Source organism: Ruegeria sp. BC6, from assembly GCF_056539185.1.
In genome coordinates this window covers 25,925-46,856 of record NZ_JBQFUM010000006.1, presented here as the reverse complement: position 1 = coordinate 46,856, position 20,932 = coordinate 25,925, and the positions used below count along the sequence as shown (strand labels likewise).

28 protein-coding genes are annotated in these 20,932 nt (G+C 62.5%); 17 read left to right on the top strand and 11 right to left on the bottom strand.

Features of this window, described 5'->3' with window-relative positions; genetic code table 11:
- Position 1: 1 nt before the first annotated feature.
- Together cbiB and cobD are read right to left on the bottom strand one after the other, a co-directional pair.
- Positions 2-922, bottom strand: coding sequence for an adenosylcobinamide-phosphate synthase CbiB (cbiB, locus tag ACR0MM_RS16705; protein ID WP_480697447.1), 921 nt, complete (start codon positions 920-922; stop codon positions 2-4).
- Positions 919-1,884 (bottom strand): threonine-phosphate decarboxylase CobD, encoded by a 966-nt coding sequence (cobD, locus tag ACR0MM_RS16700; protein ID WP_480697445.1) that lies wholly within the window; start codon positions 1,882-1,884, stop codon positions 919-921. The genes cbiB and cobD overlap by 4 nt, the downstream gene beginning before the upstream one ends.
- 182 nt (positions 1,885-2,066) lie before the next feature.
- Here cobD and ACR0MM_RS16695 point away from each other — a divergent pair, with 182 nt between their 5' ends.
- Positions 2,067-2,429 carry a response regulator transcription factor gene (locus tag ACR0MM_RS16695; RefSeq protein WP_170342693.1) on the top strand — a complete coding sequence of 121 codons (363 nt, stop codon included), beginning with the start codon at positions 2,067-2,069 and terminating at the stop codon, positions 2,427-2,429.
- Here the strand turns inward: ACR0MM_RS16695 and ACR0MM_RS16690 are convergent.
- Positions 2,411-3,400 (bottom strand): glutathione S-transferase family protein, encoded by a 990-nt coding sequence (locus ACR0MM_RS16690; protein ID WP_480697443.1) that lies wholly within the window; start codon positions 3,398-3,400, stop codon positions 2,411-2,413. The genes ACR0MM_RS16695 and ACR0MM_RS16690 overlap by 19 nt on opposite strands.
- 214 nt (positions 3,401-3,614) lie before the next feature.
- Here ACR0MM_RS16690 and ACR0MM_RS16685 point away from each other — a divergent pair, with 214 nt between their 5' ends.
- The gene (locus ACR0MM_RS16685) at positions 3,615-3,968 is read left to right on the top strand and encodes a hypothetical protein (RefSeq protein WP_480697441.1); all 354 of its coding nucleotides are present in this window, start codon (positions 3,615-3,617) and stop codon (positions 3,966-3,968) included.
- Positions 3,969-3,988: 20 nt separating this feature from the next.
- Here ACR0MM_RS16685 and ACR0MM_RS16680 read toward each other — a convergent pair whose 3' ends face one another.
- Positions 3,989-5,161 carry a MalY/PatB family protein gene (locus ACR0MM_RS16680; protein WP_480697439.1) on the bottom strand — a complete coding sequence of 391 codons (1,173 nt, stop codon included), beginning with the start codon at positions 5,159-5,161 and terminating at the stop codon, positions 3,989-3,991.
- 94 nt (positions 5,162-5,255) lie between these two features.
- Between ACR0MM_RS16680 and def (ACR0MM_RS16675) the strand changes: the two genes are divergently transcribed.
- From def (ACR0MM_RS16675) to ACR0MM_RS16650, 6 genes are read left to right on the top strand one after another with little or no spacing between them, the layout of a single operon-like run.
- A complete protein-coding gene (gene def / locus ACR0MM_RS16675; RefSeq protein WP_480697437.1) occupies positions 5,256-5,774 on the top strand; it encodes a peptide deformylase in 519 nt (172 codons plus the stop codon).
- Positions 5,771-6,265, top strand: a complete 495-nt coding sequence (def, locus tag ACR0MM_RS16670; RefSeq protein WP_170454026.1) for a peptide deformylase — start codon at positions 5,771-5,773, stop codon at positions 6,263-6,265. The genes def (ACR0MM_RS16675) and def (ACR0MM_RS16670) overlap by 4 nt, the downstream gene beginning before the upstream one ends.
- Before the next feature lie 6 nt (positions 6,266-6,271).
- Positions 6,272-7,192: a methionyl-tRNA formyltransferase gene (fmt, locus tag ACR0MM_RS16665; RefSeq protein WP_480697435.1), complete on the top strand. Its 921-nt coding sequence runs from the start codon at positions 6,272-6,274 to the stop codon at positions 7,190-7,192.
- The gene (locus ACR0MM_RS16660) at positions 7,192-7,428 is read left to right on the top strand and encodes a hypothetical protein (protein ID WP_449320761.1); all 237 of its coding nucleotides are present in this window, start codon (positions 7,192-7,194) and stop codon (positions 7,426-7,428) included. Before fmt ends, ACR0MM_RS16660 begins: the two co-directional genes overlap by 1 nt.
- Before the next feature lies 1 nt (position 7,429).
- Complete coding sequence (locus tag ACR0MM_RS16655; RefSeq protein WP_149776373.1) at positions 7,430-7,666, top strand: GlsB/YeaQ/YmgE family stress response membrane protein; 237 nt, start codon at positions 7,430-7,432, stop codon at positions 7,664-7,666.
- Between the two features lie 57 nt (positions 7,667-7,723).
- Positions 7,724-8,284 (top strand): DinB family protein, encoded by a 561-nt coding sequence (locus ACR0MM_RS16650; protein ID WP_480697433.1) that lies wholly within the window; start codon positions 7,724-7,726, stop codon positions 8,282-8,284.
- Here ACR0MM_RS16650 and ACR0MM_RS16645 read toward each other — a convergent pair.
- From ACR0MM_RS16645 to ACR0MM_RS16620, 6 genes are all read right to left on the bottom strand, one after another.
- Positions 8,281-8,904: a trimeric intracellular cation channel family protein gene (locus tag ACR0MM_RS16645; RefSeq protein WP_480697431.1), complete on the bottom strand. Its 624-nt coding sequence runs from the start codon at positions 8,902-8,904 to the stop codon at positions 8,281-8,283. The two genes, ACR0MM_RS16650 and ACR0MM_RS16645, sit on opposite strands and share 4 nt — an antisense overlap.
- Positions 8,901-9,368, bottom strand: coding sequence for a ribonuclease HI (rnhA, locus tag ACR0MM_RS16640; RefSeq protein WP_170373287.1), 468 nt, complete (start codon positions 9,366-9,368; stop codon positions 8,901-8,903). The genes ACR0MM_RS16645 and rnhA overlap by 4 nt, the downstream gene beginning before the upstream one ends.
- Positions 9,361-9,945, bottom strand: coding sequence for a class I SAM-dependent methyltransferase (locus tag ACR0MM_RS16635; protein ID WP_480697429.1), 585 nt, complete (start codon positions 9,943-9,945; stop codon positions 9,361-9,363). The genes rnhA and ACR0MM_RS16635 overlap by 8 nt, the downstream gene beginning before the upstream one ends.
- Positions 9,942-10,394 carry a DUF3429 domain-containing protein gene (locus ACR0MM_RS16630; RefSeq protein ID WP_170361528.1) on the bottom strand — a complete coding sequence of 151 codons (453 nt, stop codon included), beginning with the start codon at positions 10,392-10,394 and terminating at the stop codon, positions 9,942-9,944. The genes ACR0MM_RS16635 and ACR0MM_RS16630 overlap by 4 nt, the downstream gene beginning before the upstream one ends.
- On the bottom strand, positions 10,391-11,341 hold the full coding sequence (gene ispH, locus ACR0MM_RS16625; protein WP_170370050.1) for a 4-hydroxy-3-methylbut-2-enyl diphosphate reductase: 951 nt from the start codon (positions 11,339-11,341) through the stop codon (positions 10,391-10,393). Before ispH ends, ACR0MM_RS16630 begins: the two co-directional genes overlap by 4 nt.
- A gap of 200 nt (positions 11,342-11,541) precedes the next feature.
- Positions 11,542-12,114 (bottom strand): LabA-like NYN domain-containing protein, encoded by a 573-nt coding sequence (locus ACR0MM_RS16620; protein ID WP_093965260.1) that lies wholly within the window; start codon positions 12,112-12,114, stop codon positions 11,542-11,544.
- Between the two features lie 136 nt (positions 12,115-12,250).
- On the opposite strand from ACR0MM_RS16620, the gene folK reads away from it, so the two are divergent.
- The 9 genes from folK to rnc all read left to right on the top strand — a co-directional run bounded on the left by folK (position 12,251) and on the right by rnc (position 19,353).
- Positions 12,251-12,820 carry a 2-amino-4-hydroxy-6-hydroxymethyldihydropteridine diphosphokinase gene (gene folK, locus ACR0MM_RS16615; protein ID WP_480697426.1) on the top strand — a complete coding sequence of 190 codons (570 nt, stop codon included), beginning with the start codon at positions 12,251-12,253 and terminating at the stop codon, positions 12,818-12,820.
- A gap of 94 nt (positions 12,821-12,914) precedes the next feature.
- Positions 12,915-13,268: a DNA-directed RNA polymerase subunit omega gene (gene rpoZ / locus ACR0MM_RS16610; protein WP_170343419.1), complete on the top strand. Its 354-nt coding sequence runs from the start codon at positions 12,915-12,917 to the stop codon at positions 13,266-13,268.
- A gap of 26 nt (positions 13,269-13,294) precedes the next feature.
- Positions 13,295-15,427 carry a RelA/SpoT family protein gene (locus tag ACR0MM_RS16605; protein WP_170343420.1) on the top strand — a complete coding sequence of 711 codons (2,133 nt, stop codon included), beginning with the start codon at positions 13,295-13,297 and terminating at the stop codon, positions 15,425-15,427.
- 16 nt (positions 15,428-15,443) lie between these two features.
- Positions 15,444-16,142: a DUF2062 domain-containing protein gene (locus tag ACR0MM_RS16600; RefSeq protein ID WP_480697424.1), complete on the top strand. Its 699-nt coding sequence runs from the start codon at positions 15,444-15,446 to the stop codon at positions 16,140-16,142.
- On the top strand, positions 16,135-16,881 hold the full coding sequence (locus ACR0MM_RS16595) for a pyridoxine 5'-phosphate synthase (protein WP_170372727.1): 747 nt from the start codon (positions 16,135-16,137) through the stop codon (positions 16,879-16,881). The genes ACR0MM_RS16600 and ACR0MM_RS16595 overlap by 8 nt, the downstream gene beginning before the upstream one ends.
- A gap of 37 nt (positions 16,882-16,918) precedes the next feature.
- Entirely contained in the window at positions 16,919-17,365 is a 447-nt protein-coding gene (locus ACR0MM_RS16590) for an ABZJ_00895 family protein (protein WP_480697422.1), read from the top strand.
- Positions 17,362-17,808 (top strand): holo-ACP synthase, encoded by a 447-nt coding sequence (gene acpS, locus ACR0MM_RS16585; protein WP_093965271.1) that lies wholly within the window; start codon positions 17,362-17,364, stop codon positions 17,806-17,808. The genes ACR0MM_RS16590 and acpS overlap by 4 nt, the downstream gene beginning before the upstream one ends.
- 31 nt (positions 17,809-17,839) lie before the next feature.
- A complete protein-coding gene (lepB, locus tag ACR0MM_RS16580; protein WP_170342658.1) occupies positions 17,840-18,676 on the top strand; it encodes a signal peptidase I in 837 nt (278 codons plus the stop codon).
- Positions 18,673-19,353 (top strand): ribonuclease III, encoded by a 681-nt coding sequence (rnc, locus tag ACR0MM_RS16575; protein WP_170343425.1) that lies wholly within the window; start codon positions 18,673-18,675, stop codon positions 19,351-19,353. Before lepB ends, rnc begins: the two co-directional genes overlap by 4 nt.
- 102 nt (positions 19,354-19,455) lie before the next feature.
- Here rnc and ACR0MM_RS16570 read toward each other — a convergent pair whose 3' ends face one another.
- Entirely contained in the window at positions 19,456-20,838 is a 1,383-nt protein-coding gene (locus tag ACR0MM_RS16570; protein ID WP_480697420.1) for a multicopper oxidase family protein, read from the bottom strand.
- Positions 20,839-20,932: the final 94 nt, after the last annotated feature.

Below are 20,932 nucleotides of genomic sequence, written 5' to 3'. Positions count from 1 at the left end.
CTCAGAAAACCGTGTTCAGACCAACCCACACCGTCAGTCCGGCCAACGCAAGCCCCCAAACCTGCCAAAGCATTCCGCATGCGCGGAAAACCTCCGTTGCGCCGATCGTGCGCCGAGCTTCACCATTGACCCAGGCCAGATCGCGCAACTGCCCGTCATAGCTGCGGGGCCCGGCCAGTGCCACGTCCAGCGCGCGGGCCATGGCGGCTTCGGGCCAGCCGGCATTGGGCGAAATGTGGTGCTGCGCGTCCGCCACGATGGCCCGCCATTGGCGCCTCTGTCCCGACAGGGCCACGATCATCAGGCAAGTCAGCCGGGCCGGGATCAGGTTCAGCAGATCGTCCAGCCGGGCGGCGGCCCAGCCGAAGTCTCGGTACGTGTCGTTGCGGTAGCCGATCATGCTGTCGGCGGTGTTCACCGCCTTGTAGACCAGGAGCCCCGGCAAGCCGCCCAGCAGGAACCAGAAGGCCGGGGCGATCACCCCGTCGCTGAGGTTCTCGGCGGCGCTCTCGATGGCCGAGCGCGCCACCTGTGCCTCGGTCATCTGCGAGGTGTCGCGCGACACGATCATTGCCACCGCCGCGCGCCCCTCGGGCAGGGATTGCCGCAGCGCGACGCCCACGGCGCGGACATGCGCCACCAGAGAGTTCTGTGCCAACAGGATCGCGCAGACCACGACCTCGACCCCCCAGCCAAGCGACGCCAGCGCCGCACCGATCACCCAGCCGCCCAAGACCAGCAGAAGGGCGACGAGCACGCCCTTGGCCCGGCGATGCGTGCCGTGGTTCAGATGGCGGTCCAGCCAGCCGATGGCGTTGCCCATCAGCACCGCCGGGTGCCGCATACGCGACCACAGCCAATCGGGCTCGCCCAATGCGGCGTCCAGCAACATCGCCAGGGCCAGCGTCAACGCGCTGCTCACAGCGCCGCCTCGAGCCGCGACCAGCCATGCTCGGGCGGCAGGCCCAGCCGCAGGAACCGATCGGAATAGGGGAAGATGCGGCTCCAGATATGGGCTTGAGCCAGCCGGTCCCGCCAGGCGGCGGCATCGTCCACGTCATACAGGCGGAACAGGGTCGTTCCGCCGACCAAATGCGCGCCCTTGCCGGTCATCAGCGTATCCAGCCGTTCCGTATCACGGGCCAGTCGGGTGCGCGTGGCTTCGGCCCAGGACGTGTCACTCAAGGCCTGCGCGCCGATGCGCAGGGCCGGGCCGGACACCGCCCAGGGGCCGGTCAGATCGTTCAGTCGCGCGATCAGGTCGGGATGCCCGATGGCAAAGCCCAGCCGCAGGCCCGCAAGGCCCCAGAACTTGCCAAAGCTTTTTAGGACGATCACGCCGGGGCGCTCGGACAGGCTGATCAGCGAGGCATCGGGCGTCACGTCGCAAAAGCTTTCGTCGATCACGGTCAGCGGCGCATCGGCGTCCTTAGCCTGCCAGATTCGGCCGTCGGGGTTGTTGGGATGCACGATCACCCGCGCCTGCGTCGGGCCGCCGGGCTGCACCGTCCAGCCCTGCGCGGCAAAGGCGGCGGCATGTTCGTTGTAGGTGGGCGTGGTGATCTGGACCGCACCAACGGGGGCCAGCGCCGGGATCCGCGCGATCAGGGCCGAGGCCCCCGGTGCGGGCAGGATTGCCGCGCCGTCCGGCACACCCCAGAAGCGACGGGCCGTGGCGCTCAGCCGGGCAAATGCCCCGTGATCCGGCAGGGCGGTCCAGTCCTCAGACGTAAGGTCCGCCACAGGATAGGGGTGTGGGTTGATACCGGTCGACAGGTCGATCCATTCCGTTCGCGCTCCGCCATGACGGGCAATGGCGTCGTCCAGCCCACCGCCGTGGTCACGCTTGCCGCGTGGGTTCAAGTCGTCTGTGCGGTCAGTCATGCCGGAATCGTCCAAAACGCCGAATTTACCCCGCTTCAAGCGGATTTACGCCGTTTTTACAAGCAAATCCGGTTCATAGAGGAGCGCTGGAGCGACCGTTAACTCTTTGTTAACGAAATAACGTGATCACAGCTTATGGGGGTCGGCACCACTCACCTTATCAAGTGCCGAGGTTGTTGCAAATGAAAGTTCTGATTGTTGAGAGTAACCCCGACCTGGGTCGGGTCTGGCAGCGGCACCTGGAACGGCAGGGCGCTGAGGTTTCTCTGGTCGAAAGCCAGGAGGCAGCGATCCTTGCACTTTATGGCACGCCCTTCGACATCATAATCCTAGACTTGGTTCTGGATTCGGGCAGCGCGTTGGCGGTCGCCGATTTCGCCAGCTATCGCCGCCCGGATGCCCGGGTGATCTTCGTCACAAATACCACGTTCTTCTCCGACGGGTCGATCTTTGCCCACAGCCCCAACGCCTGCGCCTATGTCCAGAGCGGAACGCCGCCCGAGGATCTGGCGGCGATGGTCGAACACTACGCCGCGGGGCGTTGATCGCGTCCGTGCGGCTCCCAATAGTCCAGGACAGGGTTGATCGGGATGATCCGGTGCGGATTGATGCTGTCGTGACTGTAGTGATAGTGCCGCACGATATGGTGCAGGTTCACCGTGCCCGCCACGCCCGGCCATTGATACAGTTCGCGCGTGTAGGCCCACAGGTTGGAATATTCGATCAGCCGCCTGCGGTTGCATTTGAAATGCAGGTGATAGACCGGATCGAACCGGATCAGGGTCGTGAACAGGCGCCAGTCGGCCTCGGTCAGGCGATCCCCCATCAGGTAACGGTTGGTGGACAGCCGATCTTCCAGCCAATCCAGCGTGTCGAACAGGGGGTGCACGGCCGCGTCATAGGCCTCCTGCGTGGTGGCAAAGCCGGATTTGTAGACGCCGTTGTTCACGTTTGAATAGACCCGCGCATTGACCTCTTCGATCTCGTCGCGCATCTCGGAAGGCCAGTAGTCGTCGGTGTTGCCGGTGATTTGGTCGAAGGCCGAATTGAACATGCGGATGATTTCCGAGCTTTCATTGGACACGATGGTCTCTTGCACCTTGTCCCACAGGATCGGCACCGTCACCCGGCCCGAGTAGTTCGGGTCGGCGCGTGTGTAGACCTGATAGGCATAGTCCAGCCCATACAAAGCATCGCCGGTGGCGCCGTGATCGTCGGTCTGAAAAGTCCATCCGCGGTCCAGCATGTCCGGATGAACCACCGATACGGTGATCAGGTCCTGAAGTTCCTTGAGCTGGCGGAAGATCAACGTCCGATGCGCCCATGGGCAGGCCAGGCTGACATACAGGTGATATCGCCCGGCTTCAGCCTTGAAACCGTCCTTGCCCGAGGGACCTGCACTGCCATCGGTCGTTATCCAGTTTCGAAACTGGGCAGCCGAACGTTTGAACGCTCCGCCGGTGGATTTTGTGTCGTACCAGGTGTCGTGCCAGGTGCCGTCGACCAACAGGCCCATCTTGGATCCTCCGTTTCCGTGTCCGGACAAAGCTTAGTGCGACAGAGCCGCAGTTCACATCGCCGACGGCGCGCAGCATCTCTGCGCAGTCGCACAGTGCCGCCAGGGATGTCTGTGCAACAAATCGCCCACAGGTCCACGGCAACGGTCGGGCTTCACTGGATTTTTACGAAGATACCCCCACAATAGATAGCATAGCTTGGGGGGAATTTTGATGAGTACTTATGTTTCCAAGGAAATTAGCGCCGAATTGGATGCGGCCCGAATCGCATCGCTCAAGAAGTCCAGCCGCCTGCGGGTGGAAATGGGCGACAATACCTACAGAATCCTCAAATTGTGGAAGGATGGTTTCGCCGTCGAGGCCGAGACAACACCGCGTCTGCGTGGACTGGTCGATATTTTTGATGGCGCCAACCACCTGTATCAATGCCTGATCGTCGCTGACGAGGAAGACGGCGGCCAGATGCGATATGAGTTCAAGCGCAGCACCGTCGCGGCGGACAAGGCGCCACTGGATTTCTATCGCGCGCCGGATGCCCCAATCGCCCTTCTCGACAAAGACGACTAGGGCAGATCGTTCACGCGGCCTTATTGAAGGTCGGAAAAAGCAAGTTTCAAACGGGCGCACGCGTCCTCGACCCGCGCCCGCTGAGTAGCGAGATTGAACCGTTCGAAGGTCTCGCCTCCCGTTCCAAAACCTGGGCCGGATGACGTTGCGATCCGCGCATCATCGCGCAGACGGCGCACGAATTCGGCGTGATCCATGCCGGTGCCCGAGAAGTCGACCCAGGCCAGGTAGGTTGCCTGCAAGGGCATCGACCACAGACCGGGGATTTCGGAGATCGCTGCATCGAATATCGCGCGGTTGCCCCTCAGGTGGTCGATCTGGGCATCCACCCATTGCGCACCTTCGGGCGTGTAGGCCGCGGTGATCATCGCCACGCCAAGTGCGCTGGGGTCATAGTCCAACGTGTTCAGCCGGTGACGCATCTGCGCCCGCAGCGTGTCGTCGGGAATGATCATGTTCCCGGTGCGCTGGCCTGCGATATTGAAGGTCTTGGACGCCGCTGTCAGCGTCACCGTCCAGGGCCGTGCATCCGGCGCGGCCACGTCCATCGGCACGAATTTGTGCCCGGGATAGACCAGATCGTGATGGATCTCGTCCGAGATCAGGATCAGCCCGTTGCGTTCGGCAAAGGCCGCCACCGCGCGCAGCTCGTCCGGTGTCCAGACCCGCCCCGACGGGTTCTGTGGCGAGCACCACAGCAACAGCTTTTCCGACCCGTCCAGCCGCGACTGCGCGTCGTCCAAGTCTATCTCATAGGTATCGCCGGCCCGCACCAGCGGGCATTCTACCACCCGGCGGCCGGTCTTGTTCACTTTGTGCGCAAACTCGTGGTAGACCGGCGTGAAGATCACGACCCCGTCACCCGGTTCGCTCCACACATCGAGGCTCAGCGCGATGGCGTTGCCCAGACCTTGCGAGGTCAGGATCCAATCGGTGTCGATCGCCCAGTCGTGACGGTTCTGCATCCACCACTGCACCGCCTGCAGATAGGCCGGGTGCTGCCAGGAATAGCCGAACACCCCGTGATCGGCCGCACGGCGCACCGCCTCAATCACGCAAGGCGCGGTGGCATAGTCGGAATCGGCGGTCCACATCGCCAGCCCGTCCTCGGGCGAGACACCATAGATTTTCTCCATCTTGTCCCATTTCGAGCTGAAGGTGCCCCGGCGGTCGATCAGGTCGTTGAAAGTCATGTCTGCTCCATTCGTTGGCCCGAAAGCTATCGGGAAATTCGCCCGGTGCAAGGGGGGCGTTGCGGCCACGCGCGCGATGACCTAAATCAGCCCCATGAAACGCAACATCCTGATCCATCCCGATCCCCGCCTGAAAAAGGTCTGTGCGCCCGTCGGCGACCTGTCGGACGAGCTGCGCGCGCTGGCCGACGACATGCTGGAAACCATGTATGACGCGCCGGGCATCGGGCTGGCCGCGCCCCAGATCGGCGTGCTGGAACGGCTGATCGTGCTGGATTGCGTCAAAGAGGAAGGCGCCACCCCCCGCCCGCTGGTGATGTTCAACCCCGAGATCATCTCGGCCTCGGACGAAACCAGTGTGTACGAGGAAGGCTGCCTGTCGATCCCCGATCAGTTCGCCGAGGTCACCCGCCCGGCCGAGGTCGAAGTGGCCTGGATGGACCAGAACGGCAAGGCGCAGCGCGAAACCTTCGACGGGCTCTGGGCCACCTGCGTGCAGCACGAGATCGACCACCTGAACGGCAAGCTGTTCATCGACTATCTCAAGCCGCTGAAACGGCAGATGATCACGCGCAAGATGGTCAAGCTCAAGCGTGAGCTGGCCCGCGCATGACCGTCCGTCCCTGCCTGCCGTGGCCCGACAAGCGCCTGCGCACCAAGGCCGAGCCGGTGACCGAGATCACCGACGAAATCCGCGCCATCTGGGACGACATGATCGACACGATGGAGGCGATGCCCGGCGTCGGTCTGGCGGCGCCTCAGATCGGCGTGATGCTGCGGCTGGCGGTCGTGGACGGCTCGACCGAGCGTGGCCGCGCGGTGCGCCTGGCCAACCCCGAAATCCTGCACAGTTCGATCGAGCTGCGCGAGCATGACGAGGCCAGCCCGAACCTGCCGGGTGTGTCGGCCAAGATCAAACGCCCGCGCGCGGTGACGGTCCGGTTCCTCAATGAAAAAGGCGAGATTGACCGACGCGATTTCGTCGGCATCGAAGCCACCAGCGTGCAGCACCAGATCGACCATCTGAACGGCCGGATGTATTTTGACCGTCTCAGCAAGGTCAAACGCGACATGCTGCTGCGCAAGGCGAAAAAGGCGGGGTAGGGCGGTATGCGCGTCATCTTCATGGGGACGCCCGAGTTTTCGGTGCCGGTGCTGGACGCGCTGGTGCAGGCCGGGCATGAGATCGCCGCCGTCTATTGCCAGCCCCCGCGTCCGGCCGGTCGCGGCAAGAAGGACCGGCCCACGCCGGTGCATGCCCGCGCCGGGGCGCTGGGCCTGCCGGTGCGCCATCCCACCTCGCTGAAATCGCCCGAGGAACAGGCTGCCTTTGCCGCGCTGAAGGCCGATGTGGCCGTGGTCGTGGCCTATGGGCTGATCCTGCCGCAGCCGATTCTGGACGCGCCCCGGCATGGCTGCCTGAACATCCACGCCAGCCTGCTGCCGCGCTGGCGCGGGGCCGCGCCGATCCACCGGGCGATCATGGCGGGCGATGCCGAGACCGGGATCTGCATCATGCAGATGGAGGCCGGTCTGGACACTGGCCCCGTCCTACTGCGTCAGGCCACTCCGATCGGAGCCGAGGAAACCACCGCCCAGCTGCATGACCGCCTGTCGGCGATGGGCGCCGATCTGATCGTGCAGGCACTGGACCGCCTGCCCGAGCTGACCCCCGAACCGCAGCCCGAGGTCGGCGTGACCTATGCCGCCAAGATCGACAAGGCCGAGGCCCGCGTGGACTGGTCGCGCCCCGCCGCCGAGGTCGATCGCCAGATCCGCGGCCTGTCGCCCTTTCCCGGCGCCTGGACACAGATCGAAGGCGAGCGCGTCAAGCTGCTCGCCTCGCGTCTGTCGGACGGGCAGGGCGTGCCGGGCGAGGTGCTGGACGACACGCTGCGCGTGGCCTGCGGCAGCGGCGCGGTCGAACTGCTGCGCTTGCAACGGGCGGGCAAGGCGGCGCAGGATAGGGAAACCTTCCTGCGGGGCTGGCCGATCCCGGCCGAGACCCGCCTCGGCTCGGAGATGTCCTGATGTTCATGGTGATGATGGGTACCGTCGTGATTGCCGGCATCGTCGGCTATCTGTCCGAGGTGACGGGCTTTACCCACAACGGTTATCTGCAATCCATCATCATCTGCGTGGGCGGGGCCTTCCTGTTCTATTTCGTCCGCATCATGTTCGGCATCAGCTTTGGACCGCCGGGGCTGGATGCGGTGATCTCGTCGGTGGGGGCCTTGATCATCGTTCCCACGCATTGGAGGAAATGAGATGCCCGTCCTTGCCCTGATCGTCATCGGCGCCGCGGCTGGATTTCTGGCCACCCGCCTGATGCGGATCGAGGCGGACATCCCCACCACCCTGCTGATCGGCATCGCCGGGGCTGTGGTGGGCGGGCTGATCATGCGCGCCTTGCTGACGGTCATGGGCTGGATGCCCGGATTCGTCGGCGCGGTGCTGGGCGCGCTGCTGCTGATCTGGATCTGGAAGACCTATTTCCGGCGTTGATGCGGCAGGTCGCAGGCCACGCTAGACAGTGCTTTGGCAATCAACTAGGCATCGGCAATGAAAAACTATTTCTTGCCACAAGCTTATAACAACGCATGGGCCAACCACCGAGTTCTGGAGGCTTGCGCGCAATTGCCCCCCGAGGAACTGGCGAAGCACCGTACTGGTTTCTTCCCGTCCATCATCGAGACTCTCAATCACATTTATACGGTTGATCTTTTCTACGTCACCGCTCTGGAAGGCCGGCCAATGGGATTGGACGCCTTCGACCCGGAAACTCCCTATCCCGACTTGCCCGAGCTTTCGGCGCACCAACGCGCCATCGACCAACGTTTCGTGGATGTTTGCCGTGATGAGAAGGTTTTGGATGAAACTGCACGCGTCAGGATTCCACGTGGGGACGTATTGCAAGTCGAGCGGTACGACCGCACGATCCTGCACTTGCTGCAGCACCAGATTCACCATCGGGGACAAGTGCATTCGATGCTTTCGGACACAAAGATCGCTCCACCGCAACTGGATGAGTTCTTCATGGAGTGGGAGGCTGACAGATCGTTGCGGGCCGAAGATTTCACATCTCTCAACCTGACCGAGGAAGAGGTCTGGCGCGGCCTCTAGCTTCGTGGCGGGCGTGCCTTATAGACCGGCAACTGCCAGCCGAACAGCAGCGATCCGGCCCGCAGCGCCCAGCAGGCCAGCGCGCACAGGCCTAGTGCCAGCAGCGTCTCCAGCCCCAGACGGGTGGCCACCACGGCCACCAGCGCCCCGGTGAAGGCGCACGAGACATAGAGCTCGCCCTGTTTGAGCACCAGCGGCACTTCGTTGCAGACCACGTCGCGCATCAGCCCGCCCAAGCAACCGGTGGTCACACCCATCAACACCACGATCACGCCCGACTGACCCAGCGCCAGCGCCGCGCCCGTTCCCGCGGCCACGGCGATCGACAGCGCGAAACTGTCCAGCCAGACCAACCAGTTGTAGCGGCTTTCGACCAGATGCGCGGTGAAGAACACGACCACCGCTGCTGCCACCGCGATCAGGATATAGTCAGGTTGGCCCACCCAGAAGACCGGGTGCCGATCCAGCAGCAGATCACGCACCGTGCCACCGCCGACCGCCGTCAGACAGGCGATGAAGGCAAATCCCACAAGGTCCAGCTGCGCCCGGCTGGCCACCAGCGCCCCGGTCAGCGCAAAGACCAGAACCGAGGCATAGTCCAGCAGGGCCAGACCGCTCATGTGCGGGCCTTTTTCGGCTTGAACGGGGCCATGCCCGCGCGTGCCAACTCATCTGCGCGTTCGTTTTCGGGGTGGCCGGCATGGCCCTTGACCCATTCCCAGGTCACGTCATGGCGCTGTTGGGCTTGGTCCAACCGCTGCCACAGGTCCACGTTCTTGACGGGCTTCTTGCTTGCGGTCTTCCAGCCGTTGCGCTTCCACCCGTGGATCCAGCCCGTCACCCCGTTTTTCACATAGGCGCTGTCGGTCACGATTGTGATCTTCGAGGGCCGCTCCAATGTTTCGAGCGCGCTGATCGCGGCCAGAAGCTCCATCCGGTTGTTGGTGGTCTCGGCCTCGCCGCCATTCAACTCGCGCTCTTTCAGGACGGTTTCTCCATCCATCGCCCGCAGCAGCACGCCCCAGCCCCCCGGGCCGGGATTGCCGGAACAGGCACCATCGGTATAGGCAAACAGATCAGGCATGGGCCAGCACCAGAATGAAACCGTCATAAGAACCGGCCAGCCCCTTTCCCATACCGGTGGTGACACGGTGAATGACGAACCCGGCCTCGACCAACGCGGTCTCGATCTCGGGGCGCGTGAAATAGGTGTAATAGCGGTCCAGTTCGTCGCGATGCTCTCCAGTGCCGAGTTTTAGGCCCAGAAAAAACACGCCGCCCGGCTTCAGGGCCCGGTGGATGGCGGCCAGATGTCGCGGGAAATCGGCGCGCGGGGCGTGCAGCAGGGAAAAGCTGGCATAGACCCCATCGTATTCAGCCGTTTCGGTCACGTCGTCGAACGTGCCCAGATTCGCGTCCACGCCATTTGCGCGGGCGTGTTCGACAAAGGCAGGTGTGGCGTCCAGCGCCCGAACCCGCAGCCCCTGGCGCAGAAAGAAACCGCTGTCCGAACCCGGACCCGACCCCAGATCCAGCACCAGCCCGTCGCCGACCGCCTGCGCAAATGCTGCGCGCGCCTCGATCTGTTCGGGCGGCAGCGGCACTTTCAGATAGTCGTCCACACGGGTTGTGTAGGCGTCGATGGTTCGTTTGTCGCTCACAGGACTACTCCGACGGCCAGGCAAGTCAGCACGACGGCGCTCAGCAGCAGCCGCAGTTTCATCCACCAGCGCGGGGTCAGGCCCCAGGACCAGAACAGCGCGTCCAGCACCAGCAGCCCGGCAAAGCCGATCATCAGGTTGGTGCCCGCGTCGACCGGCCCGCCGCCGGTGGTGAAGAACGCCCACAGCGCCGGCAGTACCGACAACCCATAGCACAGCGCCGCCCGGCTGCCCGAGGTCTTGGTGGCAAAACCCCAAAGAACGCCGGACATGAAGCTGAGGATCACAGCGCCATAAAACAGCTGCACATAGGGCCCCACGAACCGGGGACCCAGCGCGCGGCTGCCCCAGTCGTTCAGGTCTCCGCTCAGGTAGGTCAGCGCGCCCCAGACGAAGGGGATCAAACCGGCCAGGCCCAGAACCAAGGGTGCGCGGGGGATGCCGCTCATGCGGGCACGCGCAGAATGCGGGGCACCTTGAACTCGACATTCTCGGTGGCGGTTTCGACGGTTTCGACGGTCACGTCATAGCGGTCGCGGAAGGCGTCGATCACCTCGTTTACCAGAACTTCGGGGGCCGAGGCACCGGCGGTGATGGCGATGCTGGAAATCCCTTCGAGCGCGCGCCAGTCGATGTCGGTGGCGCGCTGCACCAGCTGGGCATAGGTGCAGCCCGCCTTGGACGCCACCTCGACCAGGCGGCGCGAATTCGAGGAGTTGGGCGCACCCACCACCAGCAGCGCATCCGACCTGGGCGCAACGGTCTTCACTGCCTCCTGCCGGTTGGTGGTGGCATAGCAGATGTCTTCCTTGTGCGGGCCGACGATGGCCGGGAACCGGTCCTGCAGCGCGGCCACGATATCGCGCGTGTCGTCCACCGACAGGGTGGTCTGGGTGACGAAGGCAAGTTTTTTGGGGTCGCGGACCTGCACCCCGGCCACATCGTCAACCGTTTCCACCAGCAGAACCTCGCCCTCGGGCAGCTGGCCCATGGTGCCGACGGTTTCGGGGTGGCCCTTGTGGCCGATCATGATCATCTGCAACCCGGCCTCGGCGTGGCGCTGGGCCTCGATATGGACCTTGGAGACCAGCGGACAGGTGGCGTCGACGTAGATCATCTCGCGCGCGGCTGCTGCGGCGGGCACCGATTTGGGTACGCCGTGGGCGGAAAAGATTACCGGCCGGTCATCGGGGCATTCGTCCAGCTCTTCGACAAAGACGGCACCCTTGGCGCGCAGCCCGTCCACGACAAACTTGTTGTGCACGATCTCGTGCCGGACATAGACCGGGGCGCCCCATTTCTGCAGGGCCATTTCCACGATCTTGATCGCGCGGTCCACGCCGGCGCAGAACCCGCGCGGGGCGGCCAGATACAGGGTCAGGGGGGGCTTGGTCATGCGTCTGTCTCCTTGAAAGGGACAGGTAAGGCTTTTCCACCTGTTGGTCCAGTCAGGACAGCCTTGTCATCATGCTGACATGAAGTCCTGTTAGCCAATATCCGTTTGAGCACGGGTTCTTGATTAAAGAAGCGCGGCCAGGACACGAAGTCCTGACCGCGCGATTGCTCCACATGTGTGAGTGGTGGATGGCGGAGTTCTTATTTTCCTGCGACGGCTACCGTGCGCGGTTCATCGGACACGTCCCGCGGAGGGCGTCCGATCACGTCGCGCAGATCGTCAAGCTCGATGAAATTGTCGGCCTGACGACGCAGCTCGTCCGAAATCATCGGCGGCTGGCTGCGGATGGTCGAGACGACCGACACGCGCACGCCCTGACGTTGCAGGCTGGCAATCAGCGGGCGGAAATCCCCATCGCCCGAAAACAGCACGATATGATCCACGCGCGGCGCAAGCTCCATGGCATCGACGGTCAGTTCGATGTCCATGTTCCCCTTGACCTTACGGCGCCCCATGCTGTCGGTGTATTCCTTGGCCGGCTTGGTCACCATGGTGAAGCCGTTGTAATGCAGCCAATCGACAAGCGGACGGATCGGTGAGTATTCGTCGTTTTCTAGCAGCGCTGTGTAGTAGAAGGCTCTGAGAAGCTTGCCTCGACGCATGAATTCCTGGCGAAGCAACTTGTAATCGATGTCAAACCCCAGTGCTTTTGCGGCGGCGTACAGATTCGAGCCGTCGATGAACAGCGCAAGCCGTTCGTCCTTGTAAAACATTAATTTGTCCTTCCGGTATCGCTCAACGCGCGGAGGTGTCTGTGAGTGAAAAAAATAAATTCGCGCATTGATGCCTTTAAAATAGGCTATTTGACCTGTATCGCAAGTATTCTCTGAACGGAATACGGGGATAAAAGTGGTCAAATCCATGTCAAAAGTGGTCGTGGCGTTGGGGGCAAATCTCACCTTGAGAGGAAACGGGCCCAAGGTGACACTCGCGCAGGCTCTCGAGGTCATGGAGGCCAAGGGGCTGGTGATTCGGGCCAAAAGCCGGCTGTTTTCGACCCCCTGCTTCCCTGCGGGCGCCGGCCCGGACTACGTGAACGCAGCCGCTGTGATCGAGACGGAACTGGATCCGCGCGGTGTTCTGGACCTGCTGCACGAGGTCGAGGCCGAGTTCGGCCGCGCCAGGGTTCAGCGTTGGGGTATGCGCACACTTGATCTTGATCTTGTCTGCTGGGACGACCGCGTTCTGCCGGACCTGGACGGATACCGCCGCTGGCTGGATTTGCCGATGGAGCAGCAGGTGCGATCCGCGCCCGAACAACTGATCGTGCCGCACCCGCGCCTGCAGGACCGCGCCTTCGTGCTGGTTCCGATGGCTGACGTCGCGCCCGATTGGCGCCATCCGGTGCTGGATTTGACCGTCCGGGAAATGATCGGACAGCTGCCTGCGGACGAGGTTACCGCCGTAACCCCCCTCTGAGCCGCCAATGCTGGGCATTTCCCGCTTGTCAAGGCAGAGAATCGCGCTTAGATAAACCCCTTCCTGACACGGATTCATTTGTGGAGAGCGCCTCATGGCCCGCGTGACGGTCGAAGACTGCGTAGACAAGGTACCGAACCGGTTCGAACTGGTGATGCTTGCCGCCCATCGTGCGCGCGAGATTTCCACTGGCGGATCGATCACCGTTGACCGCGACAACGACAAGAACCCCGTCGTGGCTCTGCGCGAGATTGCCGAAGAAACCCAGACGGCGGACGAGCTGCGTGAACGTCTGATCGAGGCCAACCAGACACAGATCGAGGTCGACGAGCCCGAAGAAGATCAGATGGCGCTGTTGATGGGTGCAGAGTCGGACAAGCCGGCAGATGACGACATGTCCGAAGAGAAACTCCTGCGTGCCCTGATGGAGGCCCAGGGGCAGGGGTAAGCCCTGCAAGCGAAGGTGCGGACCGGATGATTTCTGTTGAAGACCTGATTGCGCTGGTCCGCAACTACAACCCCAAGACAAATGCCGATCGCATCGCCCGGGCCTATGAGTTCGGAATGCAGATGCATGAAGGGCAGTTCCGGCATTCGGGCGAGCCCTATTTTTCGCATCCCGTCGCAGTTGCCGCCATTCTGACCGAGCAGCGCCTGGACGATGCCACGATCATCACCGCGCTGCTGCACGACACGATCGAGGACACCAAGGCAAGCTATTCCAAGATCGCCGAACTGTTCGGTGACGAGGTGGCGATGCTGGTCGACGGCGTCACCAAGCTGACCAACCTGCAGCTTTCCAGTCGCGAAACCAAGCAGGCCGAGAACTTCCGCAAACTGTTCATGGCCATGTCCAAGGACCTGCGGGTGATCCTGGTCAAGCTGGCCGACCGCCTGCACAATATGCGCACGATCAAGGCGATGCGCCCTGAAAAGCAGGTGCAGAAAGCGCGCGAAACGATGGACATCTACGCGCCGCTGGCCGGCCGGATGGGCATGCAGTGGATGCGCGAAGAGCTTGAGGACCTGGCGTTCCGCGTCCTCAATCCCGAAGGCCGCCAGTCGATCATCCGCCGCTTCATCACACTGCAGCGCGAAACCGGCGACGTGATTCACCGGATCACCGGCGACATGCGGCACGAGCTTGAGAAAGCGGGGATCGAGGCCGAAGTCTTTGGTCGCGCCAAGAAACCCTACTCGATCTGGCGCAAGATGCAGGAAAAGGATCAGGGCTTTTCGCGCCTGTCCGACATCTATGGCTTCCGCATCATTACCCAGACCGAAGAAGACTGCTATCGCACCCTTGGGGCCATACACCAGCGCTGGCGCGCGGTGCCGGGGCGGTTCAAGGACTATATCAGCCAGCCGAAATCGAACGGTTACCGCTCGATCCATACGACGGTCTCGGGCCGTGACGGCAAGCGGGTCGAGGTGCAGATCCGTACCCGTCAGATGCATGATGTCGCCGAGACAGGTGTGGCCGCGCACTGGTCCTATCGTGACGGTGTGCGGACGGAAAACCCCTTTGCGGTCGATCCGGCCAAGTGGATCGCCAACCTGACCGAGCAGTTCGATACCGAGGAAGACCACGAAGATTTCCTCGAGGCGGTGAAGCTCGAGATGTATTCGGACCAGGTCTTCTGCTTCACCCCCAAGGGCGACGTGGTGAAACTGCCGCGCGGGGCGACCCCGATCGATTTCGCCTACGCGATCCATACGCGTATCGGCCATGCCTGTGTCGGAGCCAAGGTGGACGGTATCCGTGTGCCGCTGTGGACGCGGCTCAAGAATGGCCAATCGGTCGACATCATCACCGCCGACGGCCAGACCCCGCAGGTGACCTGGCTTGAGATTGCCGTGACCGGCAAGGCCCGCACCGCCATCCGCCGCGCCCTGCGCGAGGTTGACCGTGAACGGTTCATCAAACTGGGACGCGAACTGGTCCGCGCGGGGTTCGAACATGTTGGCCGCAAGGCGACCGACAAGGCATTGGAAACCGCCGCCAAACACCTGCGCATCAAGAACAGCGATGAGTTGCTGGCCCGCGTCGGCAGTGCCGAACTGACCGCCCATGATGTAGTGGCCGCGGTCTATCCCGACCTGACCCGCGACGAGGGCGAAGCAATCCCCTTGCGTCGCGCCGTGATCGGGCTTGAGCCGGGGCAGGGGTTTGAACGCGCGCCGTGCTGCCAGCCTTTGCCGGGCGAACGCATCGTGGGCATCACGTCTCGGGGCAAGGGCGTGGTGGTGCATTCCATCGATTGCGATCGCCTTGCCGAATTCGAGGATCAGCCGCAACGGTGGGTGAACCTCCACTGGCATACCGGCACGCATCCGGCCGCCTACGGCGCCACGTTGGAACTGACCATCGGCAACGACGCCGGCGTGCTGGGACGTATTTGCACATTGATCGGCGAGAAAAAGGCCAATATTTCGAACCTGGAATTCGTGGACCGGAAGCCAGATTTCTATCGTCTGCTGATCAGTATCGAGGTGCGGGATCTTGAACAGCTGCATTCGCTGATGCTGATGCTCGAGGCGGAAAGTGACGTGGCTGCGGTCGAACGGTATCGGGACATGACAAGCGCTGCGGTCGCAGCTGGCTGAGAAGGGGTGATCAGGAGTGGTTTTCAAGCGCCGTGATCGCCGCTCGGTACTCCAGGTCCTGTCCGAGTTGGTCTATCCTCGCGGCGGTTGGACCCGCGCCTTCCACTATGTCAAACACCGCGTCCGTCGTCTTCCGGACTCGCCCGAACGCATTGCCCGTGGGGTAGGGGCCGGGGTGTTCGCGTCCTTCACCCCATTCTACGGCCTTCATTTTCTGGTTGCCGCGGTCTTGGCCCGGATGCTGAACGGCAACATCCTTGCCGCGTTGAGCGGCACGTTTTTCGGCAACCCGCTGACCTACGTTCCGATCGGCGTGGTCTGCCTGCAAACTGGGCATTTCCTGCTGGGCACCGAATACGAAGAGGGCGACACCAAGGGGCTGATGGGCAAATTTGCCAGCGCGATGGGGGACCTCAAGGATAACTTCCTGGCGATGTTTTCCGATCGGGTCGCTGACTGGCACGGGCTGTCGCAGTTTTATGACGACGTGTTCTTTCCCTACATGATCGGGGGCATCATTCCCGGCATCGTGGCCGGCGTGATCTGCACCTATATCAGCCTGCCGGTGATCCGAACCTATCAGATGCGCCGCCGCGCAAAGATCAAGGCGAAGTTCGAAGAAATCAAACGCTTGGCCGATGCAAGCTCTGCCGTTCTCCGACCAAACCCGATAGGCTCGGGCGACGCGAACAAAAAGGATTCGAAGGATGTCTGACACCCCTCTGCGCCTGGGCGTGAATATCGACCATGTCGCCACCGTGCGCAACGCCCGTGGCGGCGCCTATCCCGACCCGCTTCGCGCCGCAAGACTTGCCGAAGAGGCCGGGGCCGACGGCATCACCGCGCACCTGCGCGAAGACCGGCGGCATATCTCGGATGCCGATATCGACGGGCTGATGGAAGTTCTTTCGGTTCCGCTGAACTTTGAAATGGCGGCTACGGATGAGATGCAGAAGATCGCTCTGCGCCACAAGCCGCACGCCGTCTGCATCGTCCCCGAGAAGCGCGAGGAACGTACCACCGAAGGTGGCCTGGAAGTCGCGCGCGAGGAAAACCGTCTGGCGCATTTCATCGCGCCGCTTCGTGACGTCGGTTGCCGGGTGTCGATCTTCATCGCCGCAGACCCCAAGCAGATCGAGGCCGCCCACCGCATCGGCGCCGAAGTGATCGAGCTGCACACTGGTGCCTATTGCGACGCCCATGCCGACGGTCGGGTGGACGATGCGGAACGCGAACTGGAGGCGCTGCGCAAGATGTCCACCTTTGCCCATTCGCTGGGCCTTGAAGTGCATGCCGGCCATGGCCTGTCCTATGACACGGTCCAGCCCGTTGCCGCCTTTCCCGAAGTGCGCGAGTTGAACATTGGTCATTTCCTGATCGGCGAGTCCATCTTCCGGGGCCTCACCCCAGCCATTCAGGAAATGCGCCGCCTGATGGATGAGGCGCGCCAATGACTCGCTGCCTTGAAGCCTCCTTCTTCTGGATCTTCCGATGCGCTTGAACATTCCCAGATTTCTTGTCGTCTTCGTGATCACCTCGATCGCGGTCCCGGCTGTTTTGTTTGGCGTTTCGGCGGTGTTCGGAATTGACTTGTCCAGCAGTTTCCTGCCGTTCATCCCCTTTTTGGCCGCCGCGACTTTCGAAGGACACCGACAGGTTCAGACGCACCAGATCATGCCGGGCAGCGGGGACATGTGGAGCGCCGCACTATGGATGGGTATCGTCGGCATGTTGACCAACCTAGTCATGGCTGGGCTGTTCTTTCTTGTCGTTCCGGGCATGTCCGAGGGATTGGCCGGTATCCCGGTGAACTTTTTGGTGATCGGTTTCACGATCACCTTTGTCGTGGCGTTTCTCATTTCGCGGCTATTCCTGTGGGTGGGCGCCCGGTCTGCGTTCAAGGCTCTTGAAAGGGCAAAGAAAGAGTCGAACTCATGATACTCGGCATCGGTACGGATCTTGCGAATATCGAGCGCATTCAGGGCACGCTCGATCGGTTTGGTGACCGGTTCCGCAACCGTGTCTTCACCGAGACCGAGCAGCGCAAGGCCGAGCGCCGGCGGGATACGGCCGGAACCTACGCCAAGCGCTGGGCCGCAAAAGAGGCGTGCTCCAAGGCGCTGGGCACGGGGCTGCGTATGGGCATCGCCTGGAAGGACATGGCAGTTACCAATCTGCGCACAGGTCAGCCCGTGATGCATGTGACCGGCTGGGCCGCCGAACGGCTGAAGGAAATGACGCCCGAAGGGCACGAGGCGATCATCCACGTCACATTGACCGACGATCATCCATGGGCGCAGGCCTTCGTGGTGATCGAGGCGCGCCCGCTTGGTGATCCCGACGCAGCGGCCTTGACACCCCCGCGACCGCGCCGCATGTAACCCCCGAGCCGAGCAAGGACTGGAGAGCAGTATGGCCGAGCAAGCCAAATCCGGAAACGCCATCTGGGAGACGATCAAGACCATCGTCTATGCCCTGCTGATCGCGGGCGTTTTCCGCACTCTGTTCTTTCAGCCGTTCTGGATTCCATCGGGGTCGATGAAACCCACGCTGCTGATCGGTGATTTCCTGTTCGTCAACAAGATGGCCTATGGCTATTCCTACGCGTCCTGCCCCAGTCTGATCATCCCCAGCGTCGGCCTCGATGTCGATGCCGAGGACATCTGCGGCTGGATGGGGGGCGACAATACCCGACTGCTGGGCGGCGAGCCCGAGCGGGGCGACGTCATCGTGTTCCGCCATCCGGTTTCGGGGCGCGACTACATCAAGCGCCTGATCGGCCTGCCCGGAGACAAGATCCAGATCAAGGATGGCGTGGTCTACATCAACGGCACCGAAGCCAAGCAGACCCCGGATGGCACTTTTACCGAAATCGCCGAGCCGCAAGGGCCTCAGCGCCTTCGGCCGCGCTGTGAAAATGGCCCGGTCGGCGTTGGCGGCACCTGTGAAAAGACCCGGATGATCGAAACGCTGCCGGGCGGCGTGTCACACGAGATCCTGAATATCGGCAACCAGAGTACCGACAACACGGGTGTCTACACCGTGCCGGAAGGGCACTACTTCTTCATGGGCGACAACCGTGACAATTCCAGTGACAGCCGCGTGCCGCAGGTCGCAGGCGGCGTCGGCTACGTTCCTTATGAAAACCTGATCGGTCGAGCCGACCGCATCATGTTCTCGTCCGCCGGGCGTTCGATGCTGTTCTTCTGGACCTGGCGCGGTGACCGGTTTTTCAAGGCGGTCAATTGAAGCTGTCGACCGACATGAAGGCGTTCGAAAAACGCCTTGGACACAGGTTCGCCAATCCCGAACTACTGGTTCGGGCGCTGACGCACGGTTCGGTCTCGTCTTCGACACGTCCGGACAACCAGCGGCTCGAGTTTCTGGGTGACCGTGTACTGGGGCTTGTGATGGCCACCGCTTTGCTCGAGGCCGATCAGAAGGCCACCGAAGGCCAACTGGCCCCCCGATTCAACGCATTGGTGCGCAAGGAAACCTGTGCCGACGTTGCCCGCCAGATCGATATCGGCGCGGTTCTGAAGCTGGGCCGGTCAGAGATGCTGTCGGGCGGGCGCCGCAAACAGGCGCTTTTGGGCGACGCCATGGAGGCGGTTATCGCTGCGGTCTATCGCGATGCCGGTTTTGAGGCCGCGCAGAAAGTGATCTTGTCGCTGTGGGGCGACCGGATCCACACGGTCGAAGCGGATGCGCGCGATGCCAAGACATCGCTTCAGGAATGGGCGCAGGCGCGCGGGCAGAAACCGCCCGCTTATGTCGAGATTTCGCGCAGCGGCCCGGATCACGCCCCTGTTTTCACCATCGCGGCCCGGCTGCAGGACGGATCCGAGGCCCAAGCAACGGCCGGCTCCAAACGCCAGGCGGAACAGGCGGCTGCGCAGGCTCTGCTGGATCGTGTGACAAGCTGATCTCTTCGATCGCGGTGTTACCTGCTCTTGATCTGTCCGGGAATGTCCGCGAGGGCTGTCCACCTATCACGAACCACGTCTGCAACGGCTAGACCTTGCCGCTCAAACGACCCGCAAGAACCCGGTCAGCCCGGTCTTCTGGTGTTCGATCACATGGCAGTGAAAGGCCCAGTCGCCCGGATTGTCTGCGACCAGCCCGATTTCGACGACCTCGTCTTTCAACAGCAGCATGGTGTCCGTCACCAGCGGCGGCAATTCTCGTAGGTTTGATCGCAACGGCACAAAGACCAGCCCGTGCAGATGGATCGGATGCAGGTTCGGAGATTCATTGCGCAGCCTCAAGACATAGCTTTTGCCCAGTTCCAGCGTCGCCAGTGGCCCGACGTCCGCAGCAGCATCTCCGGGCCAGGGAACCCGGTTGATCGACCAGAAATTGTATCCAAGAGACCCGCAGAACCCATTGTCCGGCAGTTCACCTTCTGGCGTCCAGCCGAAGACGAATTCGTGCACCTGAGCTTTGCCGAGATCGGGCAGGGCGACCGGGTTCTTCGGCAAAGGCTTCAGTTCTCTCAGGTCCCGGTTCGCGGATTGCCCTACCGAGCGCAGGCTGGCCATCGTCCGCATGGGCTGACCGGGCAGTTTGGCCATAAGATCGACCTGCGCCCCTTCGCCGTCCGGCATTGCAACGGCAAAGTCCACACGCTGACCGGGGCCCACCTGCAAGGGATCATCTGCACTCGGCATCGGCAGTTCGGCGATGACCGGGTGACCGTCCCACGCGATGATCTGCGCGTTTCCGCCCGTCAGGTGCAACTTGTAGATCCGGGTCGTATCCGAATTGAGAAGTCGCAGCCGCACGAGGCCGCCGGCCGCGTGATCATAGACTGGATGCTGGTGCCAGTTCGCGGTCTGCACATTGCCGAAAGTTCCGGCTCTGGCCGCGCCCCGCTGGGTGTGGGCGGGCAGAAATGCCCCCGTCTCGTCCAGGCGAAAGTCCCGCAGGTTGATCACTTGCTCACTGTCGAACCCGACGTCTTCAGGCTCGGCGATGACCATCACTCCGGTCAGGCCGTGCGCCATCTGCTCCATCGTCATGCAGTGCGGGTGATACCAGTAGGTTCCGGCGTCTGGGGGTGTGAACTCGTAGGTGAAGCTTTCGTTTTGTCCCAGCGGCATCTGGGTCAGATAAGGCACGCCATCCATATCATTGCGGATGCGCATCCCGTGCCAGTGCATCGAGGTATAATCGGACAGAGTGTTTTTGACCGTCAGTCTCATCGCTTCACCCTGACGTCCAAAAAGGATGGGCGGAGGAGCGTCGGGGCTCAGGCTGACCATTCCGTGCGTAGGCTGGTCCCGAAACATGTAGCTGGCGCTTTGAACCACCAGTTCCTGATCGGAGCTATTGGACGCGAATGCAAGTCCACCCAAGCCCGCGGCCCCCATTGCGGCGCCGCCCGATAAAAGAAACTCCCGTCGTTTCATGCCTGATCCTCAAGATGCGGGTCGCGGCCTGGCTGGGATCGGCTTGGCCTGTGCGCCTGTCCTGCCATTCCTGTACCGGCCCGGCAATGCGACA